Annotated in this window: 16 protein-coding genes; 3 read left to right on the forward strand and 13 right to left on the reverse strand. The window is 69.0% G+C overall.

The window, feature by feature from the left end:
* The 5 genes from RX333_RS08185 to RX333_RS08205 all read right to left on the reverse strand — a co-directional run bounded on the left by RX333_RS08185 (window position 1) and on the right by RX333_RS08205 (window position 4,605).
* Window positions 1-741 (reverse strand): glucose 1-dehydrogenase, encoded by a 741-nt coding sequence (locus RX333_RS08185; protein WP_316014438.1) that lies wholly within the window; start codon window positions 739-741, stop codon window positions 1-3.
* Window positions 738-1,232, reverse strand: coding sequence for a GNAT family N-acetyltransferase (locus tag RX333_RS08190; RefSeq protein ID WP_316014439.1), 495 nt, complete (start codon window positions 1,230-1,232; stop codon window positions 738-740). Before RX333_RS08190 ends, RX333_RS08185 begins: the two co-directional genes overlap by 4 nt.
* Window positions 1,233-1,326: 94 nt before the next feature.
* The gene (locus tag RX333_RS08195; protein WP_316014440.1) at window positions 1,327-2,616 is read right to left on the reverse strand and encodes an FAD-binding oxidoreductase; all 1,290 of its coding nucleotides are present in this window, start codon (window positions 2,614-2,616) and stop codon (window positions 1,327-1,329) included.
* Window positions 2,613-4,004 carry an aspartate aminotransferase family protein gene (locus tag RX333_RS08200; protein ID WP_316014441.1) on the reverse strand — a complete coding sequence of 464 codons (1,392 nt, stop codon included), beginning with the start codon at window positions 4,002-4,004 and terminating at the stop codon, window positions 2,613-2,615. The genes RX333_RS08195 and RX333_RS08200 overlap by 4 nt, the downstream gene beginning before the upstream one ends.
* 73 nt (window positions 4,005-4,077) lie before the next feature.
* On the reverse strand, window positions 4,078-4,605 hold the full coding sequence (locus RX333_RS08205) for a lipocalin family protein (protein ID WP_316014442.1): 528 nt from the start codon (window positions 4,603-4,605) through the stop codon (window positions 4,078-4,080).
* 145 nt (window positions 4,606-4,750) lie between these two features.
* Here RX333_RS08205 and ychF point away from each other — a divergent pair, with 145 nt between their 5' ends.
* Window positions 4,751-5,848 carry a redox-regulated ATPase YchF gene (ychF, locus tag RX333_RS08210; protein WP_316014443.1) on the forward strand — a complete coding sequence of 366 codons (1,098 nt, stop codon included), beginning with the start codon at window positions 4,751-4,753 and terminating at the stop codon, window positions 5,846-5,848.
* A 3-nt stretch (window positions 5,849-5,851) separates the two neighbouring features.
* Here the strand turns inward: ychF and RX333_RS08215 are convergent, their stop codons facing one another.
* Together RX333_RS08215 and RX333_RS08220 are read right to left on the reverse strand one after the other, a co-directional pair.
* Complete coding sequence (locus tag RX333_RS08215) at window positions 5,852-7,243, reverse strand: MATE family efflux transporter (protein WP_316014444.1); 1,392 nt, start codon at window positions 7,241-7,243, stop codon at window positions 5,852-5,854.
* A complete protein-coding gene (locus RX333_RS08220; protein WP_316014445.1) occupies window positions 7,236-8,387 on the reverse strand; it encodes an MFS transporter in 1,152 nt (383 codons plus the stop codon). Before RX333_RS08220 ends, RX333_RS08215 begins: the two co-directional genes overlap by 8 nt.
* A 183-nt stretch (window positions 8,388-8,570) precedes the next feature.
* Between RX333_RS08220 and RX333_RS08225 the strand changes: the two genes are divergently transcribed.
* Together RX333_RS08225 and RX333_RS08230 are read left to right on the forward strand one after the other, a co-directional pair.
* The gene (locus RX333_RS08225; protein ID WP_316014446.1) at window positions 8,571-9,131 is read left to right on the forward strand and encodes a biliverdin-producing heme oxygenase; all 561 of its coding nucleotides are present in this window, start codon (window positions 8,571-8,573) and stop codon (window positions 9,129-9,131) included.
* Window positions 9,131-11,707: an HWE histidine kinase domain-containing protein gene (locus tag RX333_RS08230; protein ID WP_316014447.1), complete on the forward strand. Its 2,577-nt coding sequence runs from the start codon at window positions 9,131-9,133 to the stop codon at window positions 11,705-11,707. Before RX333_RS08225 ends, RX333_RS08230 begins: the two co-directional genes overlap by 1 nt.
* 113 nt (window positions 11,708-11,820) lie before the next feature.
* Here the strand turns inward: RX333_RS08230 and cydB are convergent, their stop codons facing one another.
* The 6 genes from cydB to pcaG all read right to left on the reverse strand — a co-directional run bounded on the left by cydB (window position 11,821) and on the right by pcaG (window position 17,732).
* Window positions 11,821-12,852, reverse strand: coding sequence for a cytochrome d ubiquinol oxidase subunit II (gene cydB, locus RX333_RS08235; protein WP_316014448.1), 1,032 nt, complete (start codon window positions 12,850-12,852; stop codon window positions 11,821-11,823).
* A gap of 1 nt (window position 12,853) precedes the next feature.
* Window positions 12,854-14,302 (reverse strand): cytochrome ubiquinol oxidase subunit I, encoded by a 1,449-nt coding sequence (locus tag RX333_RS08240; RefSeq protein ID WP_316014449.1) that lies wholly within the window; start codon window positions 14,300-14,302, stop codon window positions 12,854-12,856.
* A 138-nt stretch (window positions 14,303-14,440) separates the two neighbouring features.
* Window positions 14,441-15,505: a 3-carboxy-cis,cis-muconate cycloisomerase gene (locus tag RX333_RS08245; RefSeq protein ID WP_316014450.1), complete on the reverse strand. Its 1,065-nt coding sequence runs from the start codon at window positions 15,503-15,505 to the stop codon at window positions 14,441-14,443.
* Window positions 15,502-16,284 carry a 3-oxoadipate enol-lactonase gene (gene pcaD, locus RX333_RS08250; protein WP_316014451.1) on the reverse strand — a complete coding sequence of 261 codons (783 nt, stop codon included), beginning with the start codon at window positions 16,282-16,284 and terminating at the stop codon, window positions 15,502-15,504. Before pcaD ends, RX333_RS08245 begins: the two co-directional genes overlap by 4 nt.
* A complete protein-coding gene (locus tag RX333_RS08255; RefSeq protein ID WP_316014452.1) occupies window positions 16,277-17,125 on the reverse strand; it encodes a 3-keto-5-aminohexanoate cleavage protein in 849 nt (282 codons plus the stop codon). Before RX333_RS08255 ends, pcaD begins: the two co-directional genes overlap by 8 nt.
* On the reverse strand, window positions 17,118-17,732 hold the full coding sequence (pcaG, locus tag RX333_RS08260; protein WP_316014453.1) for a protocatechuate 3,4-dioxygenase subunit alpha: 615 nt from the start codon (window positions 17,730-17,732) through the stop codon (window positions 17,118-17,120). Before pcaG ends, RX333_RS08255 begins: the two co-directional genes overlap by 8 nt.
* Window position 17,733 lies beyond the last annotated feature (1 nt).

The raw sequence follows: 17,733 nt of genomic DNA on the forward strand, positions 1-17,733 counted from the left end.
TCAGATACAGCGCCCGCCATCCACCTCCATCGCGACGCCCGTGATCATGTCGGCATCGTCCGAGCACAGGAACGCCGCCGCCGCGCCGAGGTCGCGCGGCGTCGAGAACCGGCCGAGCGGGATCGTGGCGAGGAACTTCGCCCGCATCTCGGGCGTGTCCTCCCCCATGAAGCTGGCGAGCAGCGGCGTCTCCCCCGCCACGGGGTTGAGCGCGTTGACGCGGACGCCATGCGGGGCGAGTTCCACCGCCATCGCCTTGGTCGCGGTGATCATCCAGCCTTTGGAGGCATTGTACCAGTTGAGGTTCGGGCGCGGGCTGACCCCGGCGGTCGAGGCGATGTTGAGGATGATCCCGCTGCCGCGCGCCTTCATCGCGGGCACGAAGGCACGGGCGGTCAGATAGACCGACTTGGCGTTGACGGTGAGCACGCGGTCGAACTCCTCCTCCGTCACCTCCTCCATGGGCTTCGGCAGGTGGGTGATGCCCGCATTGTTCACCAGGATGTCGGCCAAGCCGAAGATCGCCTTGGCCTCCGCCGCCAGCCGCGCGACGCTGTCCGCCGCACCGACGTCGACCTGCACCGGGTCGCCGCCGATCTCGTCCGCGACCTGTCGGGCCGCCTCGGCGTTGATATCGGCCACGACGACCCGCGCGCCCTCCTCGACGAAGCGGCGGGCGATCCCCGCGCCGAAGCCCGAGCCGCCGCCCGTCACGATCGCCGTCTTGCCGTCGAGTCTCATGCTCCCTCCAGATCCAGCTTCAACACGTGCCGCAAGTGACCGTCCCCCTCCGGGTCGCCCGGCACGCTGCGCTCAAGCACGAAGCCCTGCCGCTCCCAGAACCGCCGCCCCGCCGGGTTGGCGTCGAGCACGGCGATCCGCATGGCGGGTGCGTCGTGGCTGCGCGCCAGCTCGCGGATGAAGGTGAAGGCCGTGGTGCCCAGCCCCGATCCCCGTTCGGCCGGGTCGAGCACCAGCAGGCCCATGTACCAGTCGCGCGGGCCGGGATAGCCGCGCACCGATCCGGCGAAGCCCGCCAGCTTGCCGTCGCGGCGCGCCAACCCGTAGTTAAAAATCTCCGCCCCCGGCGGTGCCTCCACCAGCATCTCGCGGGCATAGCCTTCGGTATCGTCGGCCCCCGTCTCCAGCCGCACATAGTCGGCGGCGCGCGCGAACAGGTCGATGGCGCGGGCCTCGTCGCGGGTTGGATCCAGTCGCTCGAACGCGATCATCGGGCGGTCCTCCTGCACGCCATCCAGCCGTCGCGGGGCCGCCCGGTCAAGCCTTCGGATTGGCCCAAATATTCGAATCCGGAGCGTGCCCCGCTCACATCCGGTCGCGCAACGCGTACCAGCTCATCGCGAGCGCCAGCAACGGCGTGCGCCAGCGGCGCGGGCCTGGAAATGCCCGATGCGCCAGCCGCGCCATCGCGTCGAAGCGCGGGCTGTCGCCCATCACCGACTCGGCCATCAAGGCACCTGCCAGCGTCGCCAGCGCCACCCCGTGCCCCGAATAGCCCGAGGCCGACAGCACGCCCGGCCCCAGCCGCCGCAGATAGGGCAGGCGCGACAGGGTGATCGCCAGCGTTCCGCCCCAGGCGTAGTCGATCCGGGCATCGGCCAGCTGCGGGAAGATCTCGACCATCGGTCCGCGCGCCTTGGCCGCGATGTCATCGGGGAAGCGGTAGGAATAGCTCTCGCCCCCGCCGAACAGCAGCCGGTGATCGGCGCTGAGGCGGAAATAGTTCACCACGAATTTCGCATCCGCCACCGCGCGATCGTTCGCGATGATCGCCCGCGCGCCGTCCTCGCCCAAGGGCTCGGTCGCAACGATGTAGTTGTTGATCGGCATGACATGCCGCGCGACCTGCGGCGCGAGATCGCCCAGATAGCCGTTGCAGGCCAGGATCACGTGCTCGGCGCGCACCCTTCCATGTACGGTGCGCACCTCCGTCCCCTCGATCCCGGCGACGCGGGTGTTCTCGTAGATGCGCACCCCCGCGTCCTTCGCCGCCGCCGCCAGCCCCAGCGCATATTTGAGCGGATGCAGGTGGCCCGCGCTCTCGTCCAGCACCGCGCAGTGGTAGGCGTCGGTGCCGAGTTCCGCGCGCGTCTCGTCGCGGGTCAGGTAGTGGACGGGGTGGTCGTAGACCTGCGTCATGTGCCGCGCGTAGTCGCGCATCCCGGCGGAGGCCTGCCGCCGGTGATCGGTGTAGAGGATGCCGGGCCGGAAATCGCACGCCATCCCGTGCCGCGCGATCCGTTCCTTGACCAAGGCTTTCGCATCCTCGCCGATGCGCCACAGCTCGCGCGCCGTCTCCGCGCCCAGCTTCGCCTCCAGATCCTGCTGGTCGACACGCTGGCCCGAGCCGACCTGCCCGCCATTGCGGCCAGACGCGCCCCAGCCGACCCGGTGCGCGTCGAGCAGCACGACGTCGCGCCCCGCTTCGGCCAGGTGCAGCGCCGCGCTGAGGCCCGTATAGCCGCCGCCGACCACGCAGACCTCTGCCCGCACCTCGTCCTCCAGCGCGGGGCGCGGGGCGGGCAGGGGGGCGCTCGCCGCGTACCAGCTGTCGGCATGGCGCCCCGGCAGGTCGTTGGCGTAGAGCAGGTTCACGCGGTGAAGACCCCTTCGGCCTTCGCCTGCGCCATCGCCTCGTCGAGGCACTGCCACGCCAGTTCGATCAGCGTATCGACCTCGGACTCGGAGATGATGAGCGGGGGGCAGATGATCATCTTGTCGCCGACATGTCGCATCACCAGCCCGTTGGCGAAGCAGCGCTCCCGCGTGATGAGGCCCACCGCGCCGGGCGAAGCGAAGGGCGCGCGCGCCGACTTGTCGGGCGACAGCTCCAGCGCGCCCATCAAGCCGACCATGCGCGCCTCGCCCACCATCGGGTGATCGCCGAGCTTCAGCCAGCGCTCCTTGAGGTAGGGGCCGATATGGGTGGCGACGCGGTCGACGATGCCCTCCTCGTCGAGGATGCGGATATTCTCCAGCGCCACCGCCGCTGCGACGGGGTGCGAGGAATAGGTGTATCCGTGGTTGAAATCGCCGCCGTCCTCGATGACCTGCGCCACGCTCTCGCGGATGATCGAGCCGCCGATCGGCTGGTAGCCGGAGCTGAGGCCCTTGGCGATCGTCATGATGTCGGGATCGATGTCGTAGGTCTGGGAGCCGAACCAGCTGCCGGTGCGCCCGAAGCCGCAGATCACCTCGTCCGCGATCAGCAGGATGTCGCGCTCGCGGCAGATGCGGCCGATCTCGGGCCAGTAGCTGTCGGGCGGGATGACGACACCGCCCGCCCCCTGCACCGGCTCGGCGATGAAGGCGGCGACGTTGCCTTCGCCCAGTCGGTCGATCATCTGGTCGAGCTGGGCCGCGCGCACGCGCCCGAACTCCTCGGGCGACATGTCGCCGCCCTCCGCGTACCAGTGCGGAGGGTCGATATGCACGATGTCGGGGATCGGCAGCCCGCCCTGCGCGTGCATTGCCGCCATGCCGCCGAGGCTCGCCGCCCCCATGGTGGAGCCGTGATAGCCGTTGCGCCGCGCGATGATCGTACGCTTGTTCGGTTTGCCCATCAGCTGCCAGTAATGGCGCACCAGCCGGATGTTGGTGTCGTTCGCCTCGGAGCCGGAGCCGGAATAGAACACCCGGTTCAGATCGCCCGGCGCCAGCTCGGCGAGCTTTGCGCTCAGCTTCACGGCGGGCGGATGGCTCGTCATGAAGAAGGTGTTGTAATAGGGCAGCTGGCGCATCTGGCGTGCGGCCACGTCCGCCAGTTCCTCACGCCCGTAACCGATATTGACGCACCACAGCCCCGCCATGCCGTCGAGGATGCGCTTGCCGTCGCTGTCGGTCAGCCAGACGCCCTCGGCCTCGGTGATGACGCGCGCGCCGCGCTTGCGCATCCCGGCGCTGTCGGAGAACGGGTGGATGTGGTGGGCGGCGTCGAGCGCCTGCATCTCTGCCGTGGGCAGGTGATTGTCCTTCGGGGCCATCGGGGTCTCCTCTTCCGGAGACGAGATTGAACCCGCCGCGCGGGGAAGGAAAGGGGGGATCGGAGGCCCTGTGTCAGAGCCCCGTTACCTGCACCGGCTCGATCAGCGCCGACGGGTCGTAGCCATTGGCGCGCAGCACGTCGCGCGCCTCCTCCAGCCGGGCGGCGTCGGGCTGCCGGTCGCGGGCGAGGATCCAGCCCAGCCCCGCCTCGGGCGAGGCGACCACCGCCGTCTGGTAGCCCTGATCGACCCAGATCACGATGTAATCCGCCGTGGCGAAGGGCACCCAGCCGGGCGCGAAGCTGACGCGCAGCACGGCGGGATCGTCCGTCGTCTCCGCCGTGCCCTCGGCCATCTCGTCGCGGTTGGGGCAGCTGTTGGTGACGGCGACGGTGCCGTCCTCGTTCAGGTCGTAGGCGGCGGTGACGTCGGTGCAGCCCTCCTCGAACCGATTGGGAAAGCGGGCGATCTCGTACCACTCGCCCAGGTAGCGGTCGAGCTCGAATCCCATCGCGGGCCGGACCGGAATCGCCGCGTCGCGCCAGGCGGGCGTCCCGCAGGCGGACAGGGCAAGCACCAGAAGGAGCGCGAGGCGTGTCATGTCGCTCGATATGGTCCGTCCGGCACCCGTTGCCAGCGCCGAAGCCTCCGGCGGGGATATTTGACCGAAGAAGAAGGCGCACGCCCTTGACCCGAACGGCCCGTCGCCTCTAGTGATCCCGTCTTTTCGAGCCGGGAGCATCGTCATGGGATTCAAGTGCGGGATCGTCGGATTGCCGAATGTGGGCAAGTCCACGCTGTTCAACGCGCTGACGCGCACGGCGGCGGCGCAGGCGGCGAACTTCCCGTTCTGCACGATCGAGCCGAATGTCGGCGAGGTCTCGGTTCCCGACGCGCGGCTGCAAAAACTCGCCGGTCTCGCACAGTCGAAATCTGTGATCCCCGCGCGGCTGACCTTCGTCGACATCGCGGGTCTGGTGAAGGGCGCGAGCAAGGGGGAGGGCCTGGGCAACCAGTTCCTCGCCAATATCCGCGAGACCGATGCCATCGCCCACGTCCTGCGCTGCTTCGAGGATGACGACGTGACCCATGTGGACGGCCGTGTCGACCCGCTGGCGGATGCGGAGGTGATCGAGACCGAGTTGATGCTCGCCGATCTCGAAAGCATCGAGAAGCGCCTCGTGAACCTGCAGCGCAAGGTGCGCGGCGGCGACAAGGAGGCCAAGGAGCAGGAGGCGCTGTTGCAGCGCGCGAAGGCCGCGCTCGACGAGGGCCGCCCCGCGCGCACCGTCGAGGTGGCCGATGACGAGACGAAGTCCTGGGCCATGCTGCAACTGCTCAGCGCCAAGCCCGTGCTCTATGTCTGCAATGTCGAGGAGGAGAACGCCGCCGAGGGCAATGCCCACTCCGCCAAGGTCGCCGAGATGGCGGCGCAGCAGGGCGCGGTCTCGGTCGTGATCTCCGCCGCGATCGAGGAGGAGGTCGCCCAGCTCGACGATGCGGAGCGTGACGAGTTCCTGTCGGACATGGGGCTGGAGGAAGCGGGCCTCGACCGGCTGATCCGTGCGGGCTACCAGCTCCTGAACCTGCAGACCTACTTCACCGTCGGGCCCAAGGAAGCGCGCGCCTGGACCATCCGCGAGGGGACCAAGGCCCCGCAGGCGGCGGGCGTGATCCACGGCGATTTCGAGCGTGGCTTCATTCGTGCGGAAACCATCGCCTATGACGACTTCATCGCGGCGGGCTCCGAGCAGAAGGCAAAGGAGGCGGGCAAGATGCGCGCCGAGGGCAAGGCCTATACCGTCGCCGACGGCGACGTGCTGCACTTCCTGTTCAACACCTGACGCTCAGCGGTGGCGGGTCATCAGCTGTAGCAGGCGGACCTGAAGGCTCGGCAGGTCCCGCTCGCTCGCGTGCAGGACCGGGCGGTTCGTCAGCCACCAGCCCATCCAGACGGCGATCAGGCCGAAGATCACGCCGCCCGCCGCCTGTCCCACGAGCACGCCCGGCGCGCCCAGCCACGCGGCGAAGAGCGAGACGAGCGGGATGGTCCCGAGCGTGTTGCGCCCCCAGTTCACCGCCGTCGACCAGAACGGGTGGCCCAGGTTGTTGAACGCCGCATTGCCCACGAAGATCGCGCCGTTGAACCCCCAGGCCAGCGCCAGCGGGCCGCAGAACAGGTAGATCAACGACAGCGTGACGCCCTCCGCCTCGAAAAGCCCTGCCAGCGGCGCCCGCAGCGCGTAGAGCAGGGCCGAGACGCCGACCGTGTAGACGCCGGCGAAGATCAGCCCGTCGAGGAAGGCGCGCCGCACCCGCTCGGGCTGTCCGGCGCCCGCGTTCTGCCCGATGATCGGGCCGATCGCGCCCGACAGCGCGAAGACCACGGCGAAGGCGATCGGCACGACCCGGCCCACGATGGCGAGGCCGGCCACCGCGTCCTCGCCGAACCCGGCCATGGAGCGTGTGACCCAGGCCTGTCCGACGGGCGTGGCGATATTGGTCATCAGCGCGGGCACCGCCAGGGACATGACCGGGCGGAAGTCGGCCCGCATCCGCGCCGGTCGCGGCGCGATCAGGCCACCATAGTCGCGCCAGATCGGGCGCAGCGCCAGCACCGCGATGGCCACGCGTGCGAGGACGGAGGCGATGGCGGCGCCCTGAAGCTCCATCCCGAGGCCGAAGATGAACACCGGGTCGAGCACGGCGTTGACCGCCGCCCCGCCGATGGTCGACCACATCGCGGGCCGCGCCGCGCCATGCGCCCGCAGCACCGCGCCGCCGCCCATCGCGATGACCAGCACCGGCAGGCTCGGCACGATGATCCGCAGGTACCCCACGGCCAGATCGGCGACGTCCCCCGTCGCGCCCAGCAGGGCCACGAGGCTCGGCAGGTTCAGCCAGATGATCGCGGCCAGCACCGCGCTGACGGCCATGCCGTAGGCGAGCGCGTGGCTCGCCACCACCCGCGCCCGCTCCGCATCGCCTTCGCCGAGCGCGCGGGCGGTCAGGGCCGCGGTGGCGATGGCGAAGGAGATCGAGATCGACGTGGTGAAGAACAGCACCGCCCCGGCATAGCCGATGGCGGCCGCCAGCGCCGCGTTTCCCAGCATCGAGATGAACAGCATGTCCACGAAGTCGACGACGAAGACCGCCATCAGGCCCAGTGACGCGGTGAAGGACATCACCGCGACATGGTGCATCAGGTTGCCGTCGAGGAACTTCGCCCGCTCAGCCATTCCCGAGGCGCCGCGCGGCGAGACGCTCGGAACTCGCCAGATGCAAGAAGGCGATGAGCGCGAGCGCCGCGCCGCCGAATCCCAGCGCATCGAGCCCGAACCGCGCGATCAGGATCTGGCCCAGCGTCGCGCCGAGGGTCGAGCCCACGTAGATCGCGGCGGCGTTGAGCGCGAGCCCGACCGCCGGCCGGCCCCCCGATGCGCCGACGACGCGGATCTGTTGGCTCGCCATGAAGGACCAGCCGCTGATCGCCCAGACCAGCACCAGCGACAGGAACGCCCATTGCGGCATCGGCAGGAAGGCGAAGACGGGCATCAGCACGACCTGCGACAGGCACAGCAGCGCGAGCGTGCGCCGCGGCCCGATCCGGTCCGCGGTCCAGCCGCCGACGAAATTGCCCAGCACCGCGCCGACGCCGAAGATCGCGAAGACCGTCGTGACGCCATCGCCCGCGTAGCCCATGCGGTCCTCGCTGATCGGGGCGAGATAGGTGTAGAGCACGTAGATCCCGCCCAGGAACGTCGCGGTGAAGCTGATCGTCAGCAATGCCCGCCAGTCGGCCAGCGCATCCACGAGATCGCCCAGCCCCGTCGGGCTGAGCCGCAGGTCCTCCGGGACGAAGCGACGGATCGCGACGAGGCAGGCGAGGCTGAGGATCGCCACGATCCAGAACGCGACCTCCCAGCCATAGGCATAGCCGATCCGCGTGCCGACCGGGACGCCCAGCACCTGCGCGAAGGTCAGCCCTGCGAAGACGCGGGCCAGCGACGCGCCCTGCTGGTCCGGGGCGCTGACCGCCGCCGCGACGCTGGCAGTGATCGGCGTGAACAGCCCTGCGCCGAGGGCCGCCATCGCGCGGGCGAGGAACATGACCGGCGCATTGGGCGCCAGCGCCATCGTCGCGGCGGACAGCGCGAACAGCCCCAGCCCGATCGACATGACCTGCCGCCTGCTCTGCCGTCCGGTCAGCGCGACGAGCACGGGCGACCCGATGGCATAGGTCACGGCATAGACGGTCAGGATCAGCCCCGCTTCGGCCACGCCCAGCCCGAAGGCCGTGCGGATCGGCTCCAGCAGGCCGATCGCCACGAAGACCCCCATGCCGACGGCGAAATTGCCAAGGGACAGGATGGCGGTGAGCATGGCTGGAAAGCTCCGGAAAGCGCGTCTGGACCGCGAAATTCCGACATAGGTAGGGGTTCACCGGAGGGCTGTATAGCGTCTTGGCCGCAGGTTGGTTGCGAAATTGAAACCATCGATCGTCCTGCTTGGACAAATCGACGCTTTCCACTGGTAAAACCGCTGTTTCTGCTCCAATTTCTGCCCATGCTGGACAGCGACACCTTTAACCGAACAGCGCAATCCGACCTGCGTGCGATCCTGCGGCGCGGAACGCGTGCCGCGCATGAACGTCTCGACGCGCGGGTCGAGGCGCTCGATATCGCGTCCGAATCAGGTCTGACGGTGATGCTGCGCGCCAGTCGCGACGCGCTGGTCGCGCTGCGCCCCGCGCTCGACCGGCTCGATCTACCTTCCGCTGCGCCGCTTCAGGCCGCGATCGCGCGTGACCTCGACACGCTCTGCGCCGATCCCGGCCCGCGCCTGACGCTGCGCTACGAGGGCGCGCCACTGGGCGCATACTATGTCGTCGCGGGCTCCCGCCTCGGGGCGCAGGTCCTGTCCCGCGATCACGCGGTTCGCGCGACAGGGCGCGCACGCTACGTAACTTCTTATCTCGACGCGCCAGAGGGTATGGACATGTGGAAAGCATTCCTTGCCTATCCGCTGTCGGCCCAGACCGATGCGACCGCGACACTGGCCGGTGCGAATGCGGCCTTCGGCATCTTTCAAGAGGCGTTCGACCATCATATCGGGCGGAACACGTGATGAACGACAAGGCTCTCGCCCCGGACGAAGATGTCGACCTGACCAATTGCGATCGCGAACCGATCCATATCCCGAGCACGATCCAGCCCTTCGGGTGCCTGATCGCGTGCTCGCATGACTGGATCGTCACCCATGTCTCGCAGAATCTCGATGACGTCCTCGGTCTCTCGTCCGAGGATCTGCCGGGAACGCTGCTGACCCAGTACCTGACCAGCGAGGCGGTGCACGAGATCCGCAGCCGGCTGCAGGTCCTGACCGGAGATGACGGGATCGAGCGGCTGTTCCAGATCCCGGTGATCGAAGGCGGCGGCAAGTTCGACGTCGCGGTTCACCTCTCCGGCCGCAACATCGTGCTGGAGTTCGAGCCAAGCATGCCGGGCCGCGCCGGCGATCAGGCCGCCTATGTGCGGCCGCTGATTTCCCGGCTCAACAAGGCCGCCTCCTCGTCCCAGCTGTTCGACATGGCCGTCCGGCAGGTGCGGGCGCTGACCGGGTTCGACCGCGTGATGATGTACCGCTTCGCAGCCGACGACAGCGGTGAGGTCGTGGCGGAATCGCACGCAACGGGGATGGAGCCGTTCAACGGCCTGCGCTACCCGGCCTCGGACATTCCAAAGCAGGCGCGCGCGCTCTACCTGCGATCGTTGCTTCGGATCATCTCGGACACCGACGCCGAGCCGGTGCCCATCGTGCCCGAGCGCAACGCCCACGGCCAGCCGCTCGACATGTCGCTGGCGGGCCTGCGCGCCGTCTCGCCGATCCATATCGAGTACCTACAGAACATGGGTGTGGGTGCCTCCATGTCGATCTCGATCATCCGGGGCGGCAAACTGTGGGGCCTGATCGCCTGCCATCACCGCAAGGCGCGGGTGCTCAGCTACGAGATCCGCTCGGCGGCGGAGATGTTCGGCCAGATCTTCTCCTTCGTGCTGGAGCAGGTGCTCTCGAACGAGGAGCGCGCGCAGCTCGGCACCAGCCGCGCGGTACACGATCGCTTGATGTCGAGCCTGTCGACCAGCTCGGACATCGGCGACAACTTCGAGACCTTCACAGATGCCGTGGCCGAGGTGATCGAATGGGACGGCGCGGCGCTGAGCCACGGCCAGCACTACACCGCGCGAGGCAAGGCCCCCACGCGCGAGGCGTTCCTGCCGCTGCAGCGATTCCTGAACACCGCGGCCTCCGGCACGATCTACCACACGGACAACCTGAAGGCGGTCTACCCGCAGGCCGAGGATCTGGGCCACGACATCGCGGGCCTGCTCGCCATCCCCGTCTCGCGTGAGCCGCGCGATTACATCGTCCTGTTCCGTCGCGAAATCGCGCGCTCGGTGCGCTGGGCGGGCAATCCCAACAAGCCGGTGACGGTGGGGCCCAATGGCGCCCGCCTGACCCCGCGCAAGAGCTTCGAGACCTGGCAGGAAGTCGTGCGTGATACCTCCGCCCCGTGGACGGCGGCCGAGGTTCAGGCGGCCGAAGGTCTGCGTGCCACGCTGATCGAGATCATCCTGCGCTTGACCGACAGCGCGCGGCGCGACAGCACCCGCGCGCAGGAGCGCCAGGAGTTGCTGATCGCGGAGCTGAACCACCGCGTGCGCAACATGCTCAACCTGATCCGCGGACTGGTGAAGCAGAGCGCGGACACCACGACCTCCGTCTCCGACTTCACCGAGGTCCTGGGCGGACGGATCCACGCGCTCGCGCGCGCGCATGACCAGCTGACCTCCGACCAGTGGGCGCCGCTGCCGCTGAGCGCGCTGATCGAGACGGAGGCGTCCGGTTTCCTCTCCAACGCGGCCGAGCGTGTCGAGTTCTCTGGCGCGGATCCGATGTTGCCGCCGCTGGCCTTTTCCACGCTGGCGCTGATGTTCCACGAGCTGATGACCAATTCCAGCAAGTACGGCGCGCTCAGCGTGCCGGGCGGGCGGGCGATCGTCGAGGCGACCGAAGAGGACCGCGGCGGCGTCTCCTTCACCTGGAAGGAGCGTGGCGGTCCCCCCGTCCAGCCCCCCTCCCGCCGCGGTTTCGGCACCGCCATCGTCGAGCGGTCGATCCCTCATGAGCTCAAGGGTAGGGCGGAACTGCATTACCATGTCGGCGGGGTCGAGGCGGAGTTCTACCTCCCCGGCTCCCAGATCGCCGGGTTCAACCGGACCGATCCCTCGCCGCGGCGGGCGGACACGCCGACTGTTGTGCCAAGCACGCCGGACGCGCCGAAGATCGACCGGGTCCTCTTGGTCGAGGACAACATGATCATCGGTCTCGACGCAGAGGATATCCTGCGCGATCTGGGCGCACAGGACGTGCAACTCGTCGCCTCGAACACGGCGGCGCTGGAACTGCTCGACCGGCGCGAATTCGACATGGCCATGCTCGACGTGAACCTCGGCACCGAGACGAGCCGCCTCACGGCGGAGCGGCTGGTCGAGATGGGCATTCCCTTCATCTTCGCCACCGGCTACGGCGAGACCATCGGCCTGACGGACGTGTCGGAAAAGCCGGTGCCCGTGGTGCAAAAGCCGTTCAGTAACGACAGCATCGGGCGCGCCATCGCGAAACTTGTCTGGGGCGAGTGAGGCTCAGCCGATCCACAGCTTGAGGATGGCGCCGACCGTGCCGACCGCCAGCACGCCGGCGAGCCACAACGCGACGAACCAGCCCAACCGGGCGGCGAAGCGGGGGCGGGGCATCAGTGATACCCCGCTTCCGGGTCGATCTTGCCGCGGAACACCCAATAGGCATAGGCGGTGTAGGCCAGGACTACCGGGATCAGCACCCCCGCGCCGATCAGCATGAAGATCTGCGCGTTGCGCGGCGCCGCCGCCTCGTAGATCGTCACCTCCACCGGCACGATATAGGGGTAGATCGAGATCCCCAGCCCGCCGAAGCTGAGGCAGAACATCGCCAGCGACAGCAGGAACGGCCAGTAATCGTGCCGGTGCACGTGCAGCGCGCGGAACATCCCGAAGGCCAGCGCGATCACCGCCGCGCCGACCAGCACCGCCAGCCCGATCCGCCAGCCGCCGAACCAGCGGCTATAATATCCCTCCTGCAGGAACGGCGTCCACAGGCTGACCACCCCGATGAAACCGACGGTGACGAGCCCCAGCACCCAGGCTCGCGCCCGCATCCGCTCCTGCAGCGGCCCGTCGGTCTTCATCACCAGCCAGGTCGCGCCCAGCAGGGCGTAGCCCGCCAGCACCGCCACCCCGACCGTCAGCGAGAACGGCGTCAGCCAGTCCCACCAGCCGCCGGAATAGCTGCGCGCGGCCTTGTCGACCTCGATGCCCTGCAACAGCGCGCCGAGCGCCACGCCCTGCGCCAGCGCCGCGACCGCCGAACCGCCGATGAAGGCCACGTCCCACACCCCGCGCCAGCGCTCGGTCCGCCAGCGGAACTCGAACGCCACCCCGCGGAAGATCAGCGCCAGCAGCATCGCGATCAGCGGCGCGTAGAGCGCGGGCAGGATCAGCGCATAGGCCAGCGGGAAGGCCGCGAACAGCCCGCCGCCCCCCAGCACCAGCCAGGTCTCGTTCCCGTCCCAGACCGGCGCGACCGAGTTCATCATCACATCCCGGTCGCGCCGCTTGCGCTCCAGCGCGAAGAGGATGCCGAGGCCGAGGTCGAACCCGTCGAGGATCACGTAGACCAGGACGGCGAAGGCGATCAGGAACGCCCAGAGGGTCGTCAGATCGAACGAGATTCCATCCACCAGCGCCATGTCACAGATCCTCCTTCGCGGCTTCGGGCCGACGTGCGGCCTCCTCGGGGGCGGGCGTGACACCCGCCGTGCGGATCGGCCCCTTCGTGACGTCCTTGAGCCGCGGCTCGTGGAACACCGGCGGGCGGCTCATCAGGCGCAGGATGTAGAAGGTCCCCGCGCCGAAAACCGCGAAATAGATCACGACGAAGGCGACCAGCGAGGTGCCCACTGCCGGGGCGGCCAGCGGGGCCGCGCTGTCGGCGGTGCGCAGGATGCCGTAGACCGTGTAGGGCTGCCGCCCGACCTCGGTGGTGATCCAGCCCGCCAGCACCGCGATCAGCCCCGACGGCGCCATCGCCACCGCCGCGCGGTGCAGCCACGGCGTCGTCAGCAGGCGGCCGCGCCAGCGTGCCCAGAGCGACCACACCCCGATACCGAGCATGGCGAAGCCGATGGCGACCATGATGCGGAACGACCAGAACACGATGGCGACGGGCGGCTGCTCGTCGTCCGGGATCGTGTCGAGTCCGTCCAGCGGCGCGTTCAGGTCGTGCTTGAGGATCAGCGAGGACAGGTTCGGAATGCCGACGGCATAGTCCAACCGCTGCTCCGCGTCGTTCGGGATCCCGAAGAGGTAGAGCGGCGCACCGTCGGGGTGGCTCTCGTAATGCCCCTCCATCGCCATGACCTTGGCGGGCTGATGCTCAAGCGTGTTGAGCCCGTGCATGTCGCCGAGGAAGATCTGCACCGGCGCGACGATCGCGGCCATCCACATCGCCATCGAGAACATGGTCTTCGTCGCCTCGGACGCATCCTCCCCGCCCCGACGCCGGGCGAGCAGGTGCCACGCGCCGACCCCGCCGACGATGAAGGCCGTCGTCAGATACGCCGCCGTGACCGTGTGCATCAGCCGGTAGGGGAAGGAGGGGTTGAAGATCACCTGCCAGAAATCCTCCGGCAGGAACTGCCCGGTCTCGGGGTCGATGGAGAAGCCCGCGGGCGTGTGCATCCAGGAATTCACGCTCAGGATCCAGAAGGCCGACAGGAACGTCCCGAACGCCACCATCGCGCAGGCGGCCATGTGCAGCCCCGGCCCGACCCGCTCGCGCCCGAACAGCATGATGCCCAGGAACCCGGCCTCCAGGAAGAAGGCCGACAGCACCTCGTAGGCCATCGGCGCGCCGATCACCGGCCCCGCCTTGTCGGAGAAGACCGACCAGTTGGTCCCGAACTGGTAGCTCATCACGATGCCCGACACGACGCCCATCGCGAAGGCGAGCGCGAAGATCTTTACCCAGTAGCGGAACAGGTCGAGATACTTGCTGTCCTTGGTCCACAGCCACAGCCCGTTGAGGACGGCGAGGTAGCTCGCCAGACCGATGGTGAAGGCGGGGAACAGGAAGTGGAAGCTGACGGTGAAGGCGAACTGGATACGCGCCAGGAGGATGGCGTCGAATGATCCGAGCATTGTGTCTCCTCTCGGGCCGCATGGCCCCTGGCCCGAGGATGTCGCGCGGATCGCGGCGAGGACAACCCCTCGAAGCTGCGCGAGGGCTACCACCCTCGCGGCGCGAGGTCAGCCTGCCACTCTGTCGCAGTGCAGCATCTAGCCCGCGGCGGCGTCGCCGATCGTCTCGATGCGCGTCAGCAGTTCCTGCGCGGCGCCGAGTGCCCGTCCGGTGGCGACGCTCATCTGCGGCAGGATCATCCATTCCAGCATCCACGCCGCGCCGGAGCGTTCCTGCTCGTGCACCAGCGCGTGATGCAGGCCTGAGAGCTGCCCCGCATCGTATCGGGCGAGGGTCACCAGCAGCTCCGCCAGCACCGGGTTCGACTTGTGCGGCATGGCCGAGGAGCCGCCACCGCCCGACAGCGATATCGCGTCCACTCCCTGCTGGGCCATCAGCGCGATGTCCTGTCCCATCTTGCCCAGCGCCCCGCCGATCCGCGACAACAGCGCGCCGTGATCGGCGACCGCCCCGCGATCGCTGTGCCAGCACGGCCCGTCGCTCAGGTCGAGCCGTCGCGCCATCTCGGCCGCCACCATGTGCCCTGCGGCACCGAAGGACGCGCGCGTGCCGACCGCGCCGCCCAGTTGCAATCGCGCCACCCGGTCTCGCCTCGCCAGCAACTCTTCGGCCAAGTCGATCAGCGGACGGCGCCACGCCTCCACCCGGTCGCGCACGCGGATCGGCAGGGCCGCCTGCATCCGGGTGCGCCCCATCAGCGCCCGGTCGCCCTGCGTCGCGGACAGCTCGGCCAGTTGCGCATCGAGCGCCCGCAGCCGCGCGACGAACAGGTCCGATTGCGCCCGCAAGGTCAGCGACAGCGCGGTGTCGAGCACATCCTGCGAGGTCGCCCCGGTATGGACCGCGTCGGCGAGGTCCGCGCCCACGGCCGCACGCAGCGTCCGCACCAGCTCCGGTATCGGCAGCCCGTCGCGCGCGGTCGCGGCGGCGAGCGCAGTGGGGTCGAGATCGACCGCCGCCAGCACCTCGCCGACGCGGCTGCCGCTGCCCGGCGCCACCAGCCCCGCCGCGTCGAGCGCATGGGCCAGCGCCGTCTCGAAGCGGATGTAATGCGCCAGCTGCGCCTCTGCCGACCACAGCGCCGCGACCTCGGCATCGCCGAACAGCGCACCCAGCCACGGATGGTCGAAGACCGGGCTCATCCCCGCGCCAGCCGCGCGCTCACCAGCTTGGCCAGCCGCGCGGGATCCTCGATGCAGGGCAGATGCCCCACACCGGTCAGACAGGTGTAATCCGCACCGGGGATCAACGCGGCAAGCGCCTCGACCAGTTCGGGCGGCGTGGCCATGTCCGCCTCTCCGGCGACACACAGGGTCGGGCAGCGCAGCTCCCGCGTCCGCTCGGTCAGATCGGCATCGCGGATCGCCGCGCAGACCGCGCGGTAGCCCGCGCGCGGCATCCGTGTCAGCATGGCGCGATAGCCCGCGAGCGCGTCGGGCCGCTCCGCCCGGAAGGTCGGCGAGAACCAGCGCTCCAGAACATTCTCCGCCATCGCGTCGAGCCCGGAGGCGTCGAGCGTCGCGATCCGCTCCGCCCAGTTGTCGCGCGTCCCGATCCGGTGCCCGGTATTGCACAGCACCAGCCCGGCCACGAGATCGGGCCGGGCCGCCGCCAGGGCCTGCGCGATCATGCCCCCGACCGAGACGCCGCAGACCAGCGCCTCGCGCAGCGACAGCGCGTCCATCAGCGCGGCGAGATCCTCCGCCAATTCCTCGATCGACGTGGCGCCGGCTTCCGACAGGCCGTGCCCAGACTTGTCCCAAGTCAGCACCGGACCGTCGGCGGGCAGCCGCGCGATCACATCGTCCCAGATACGCATGTCCGTGCCGAGCGAGTTGGCGAAGACGATCCCCCGTCCACCGGCCCCTTCCCTCAGGCGATAGTGCTGAACCCGTCCGTTGGCCCGCAGGAACTCAGGCATCGGCGGACCCGTGCGGGCGCAGCCCCAGGATGCGCCGCGCCTCGGCAGGTGTCGCGACGGGCCGCTCGTGCCGTTCGCACAGCGCGACGACCCGCTCGACCAATGCCGCATTGGATGGCGCCAGCGTTTCGCGATCCAGCCGCACGTTGTCCTCCAGCCCGGTGCGCGCGTGCCCTCCCGTACCCACCGCCCATTCGTTCAGCGTCAGCTGTTGCGCGCCGATCCCCGCGGCGCACCAGGGGGCATCCTCCCCGAACAGACGCTTCACCGTCGCGATGTAGAAATCGAACACTGCGCGATCCACCGGCATCGCGTTCTTCACCCCCATGACGAACTGCACATAGGGCGTGTCCACGATGCGCCCGTCGCCATGCATCTTCGCCGCCTGGAAGATGTGGCTGAGGTCGAAGGCCTCGACCTCCGGCTTGATGCCATGCGTGCGCATCTCGCCCGCCAGCCAGTCCACCAGATCGGGCGGGTTCTCGTAGACGCGGGTGGGAAAGTTGTTCGACCCCACCGACAGCGACGCCATATCGGGCGCGAGCGGCAGCATCCCGCCGCGCGCCTGACCCGCGCCGGAGCGTCCGCCGGTCGAGAACTGCACGATCATGCCGGGGCAATGCCGCTCCACCCCTTCCTTGAGCGCCGCGAACTTCTCCGGGTCGGCGGAGGGCGTCTCGTCGTCGTTGCGCACATGGGCGTGCACGATGCTCGCCCCCGCCTCGAAGGCTTCCTGCGTGCTTTCGATCTGCTCGCTCACCGTGATCGGCACGGCGGGGTTGTTTTCCTTGCGCGGCAGCGAGCCGGTGATCGCCACGCAGATGATGCAGGGGTCAGACATCGAAGAACACCGTCTCGCCGTCGCCCTGCAGATGGATGTCGAAGCGATAGACCACCACGCCGTCGTCCTCGCTGCGCTTCGCGATCAGCGTGTCGCGTCGATGCTCCCATTCGATCAGGTTCATCACCGGGTCGGCCGAGTTGTCCTCGTCCTCGAAATAGACCCGCGTGTTGAGCCCGATATTGATGCCGCGCGCCACAATCCACAGGTTCAAATGCGGCGCCTGCATCCGACCGTCGCGCCAGGGCGTCGGGCCGGGCTTGACCGTCTCGAACCGCCACAGCCCGGTCGCGAAATCGCTGATCGCCCGACCCCACCCGCGAAAGCCGGGGGCGACCGGGCCGCGGCCCTCGGGATGGGCGTAGTGCCCATCGGCATCGGCCTGCCAGACCTCCAGCAGCACGTCCTTGATCGGCGCGCCCATGCCGTCGATCACCACGCCCTCGACGCGGATCCGCTCCCCGGCCGCGTCCGGGCCGGCGATGTCATGGCCCAGCTCCTGGTCGTAGATGTCGAAGCCCGCGGCGCCGGGCGCCAGCCCGATATGGACGTAGGGCCCGGCCGTCTGCGAGGCCGTCTCCTTGAGATAGGGCAGTTCCTGCGGCATG

The organism is Roseobacter sp. HKCCA0434 (genome assembly GCF_032464675.1).
Classification (GTDB): domain Bacteria; phylum Pseudomonadota; class Alphaproteobacteria; order Rhodobacterales; family Rhodobacteraceae; genus Pontivivens.

Bases quoted from the DNA above. Each gene is read 5' to 3' on its own strand.
- RX333_RS08215 (WP_316014444.1), bottom strand. From the start codon at position 7,243: ATGGCTGAGCGGGCGAAGTTCCTCGACGGCAACCTGATGCACCATGTC.
- RX333_RS08190 (WP_316014439.1), bottom strand. From the start codon at position 1,232: ATGATCGCGTTCGAGCGACTGGATCCAACCCGCGACGAGGCCCGCGCC.
- RX333_RS08205 (WP_316014442.1), bottom strand. From the start codon at position 4,605: ATGACACGCCTCGCGCTCCTTCTGGTGCTTGCCCTGTCCGCCTGCGGG.
- pcaG (WP_316014453.1), bottom strand. From the start codon at position 17,732: ATGCCGCAGGAACTGCCCTATCTCAAGGAGACGGCCTCGCAGACGGCC.
- pcaD (WP_316014451.1), bottom strand. From the start codon at position 16,284: ATGCCTGAGTTCCTGCGGGCCAACGGACGGGTTCAGCACTATCGCCTG.
- RX333_RS08255 (WP_316014452.1), bottom strand. From the start codon at position 17,125: ATGTCTGACCCCTGCATCATCTGCGTGGCGATCACCGGCTCGCTGCCG.
- RX333_RS08200 (WP_316014441.1), bottom strand. From the start codon at position 4,004: ATGGCCCCGAAGGACAATCACCTGCCCACGGCAGAGATGCAGGCGCTC.
- RX333_RS08225 (WP_316014446.1), top strand. From the start codon at position 8,571: ATGCTGGACAGCGACACCTTTAACCGAACAGCGCAATCCGACCTGCGT.
- RX333_RS08230 (WP_316014447.1), top strand. From the start codon at position 9,131: ATGAACGACAAGGCTCTCGCCCCGGACGAAGATGTCGACCTGACCAAT.
- RX333_RS08220 (WP_316014445.1), bottom strand. From the start codon at position 8,387: ATGCTCACCGCCATCCTGTCCCTTGGCAATTTCGCCGTCGGCATGGGG.
- RX333_RS08240 (WP_316014449.1), bottom strand. From the start codon at position 14,302: ATGCTCGGATCATTCGACGCCATCCTCCTGGCGCGTATCCAGTTCGCC.
- ychF (WP_316014443.1), top strand. From the start codon at position 4,751: ATGGGATTCAAGTGCGGGATCGTCGGATTGCCGAATGTGGGCAAGTCC.
- RX333_RS08185 (WP_316014438.1), bottom strand. From the start codon at position 741: ATGAGACTCGACGGCAAGACGGCGATCGTGACGGGCGGCGGCTCGGGC.
- cydB (WP_316014448.1), bottom strand. From the start codon at position 12,852: ATGGCGCTGGTGGATGGAATCTCGTTCGATCTGACGACCCTCTGGGCG.
- RX333_RS08245 (WP_316014450.1), bottom strand. From the start codon at position 15,505: ATGAGCCCGGTCTTCGACCATCCGTGGCTGGGTGCGCTGTTCGGCGAT.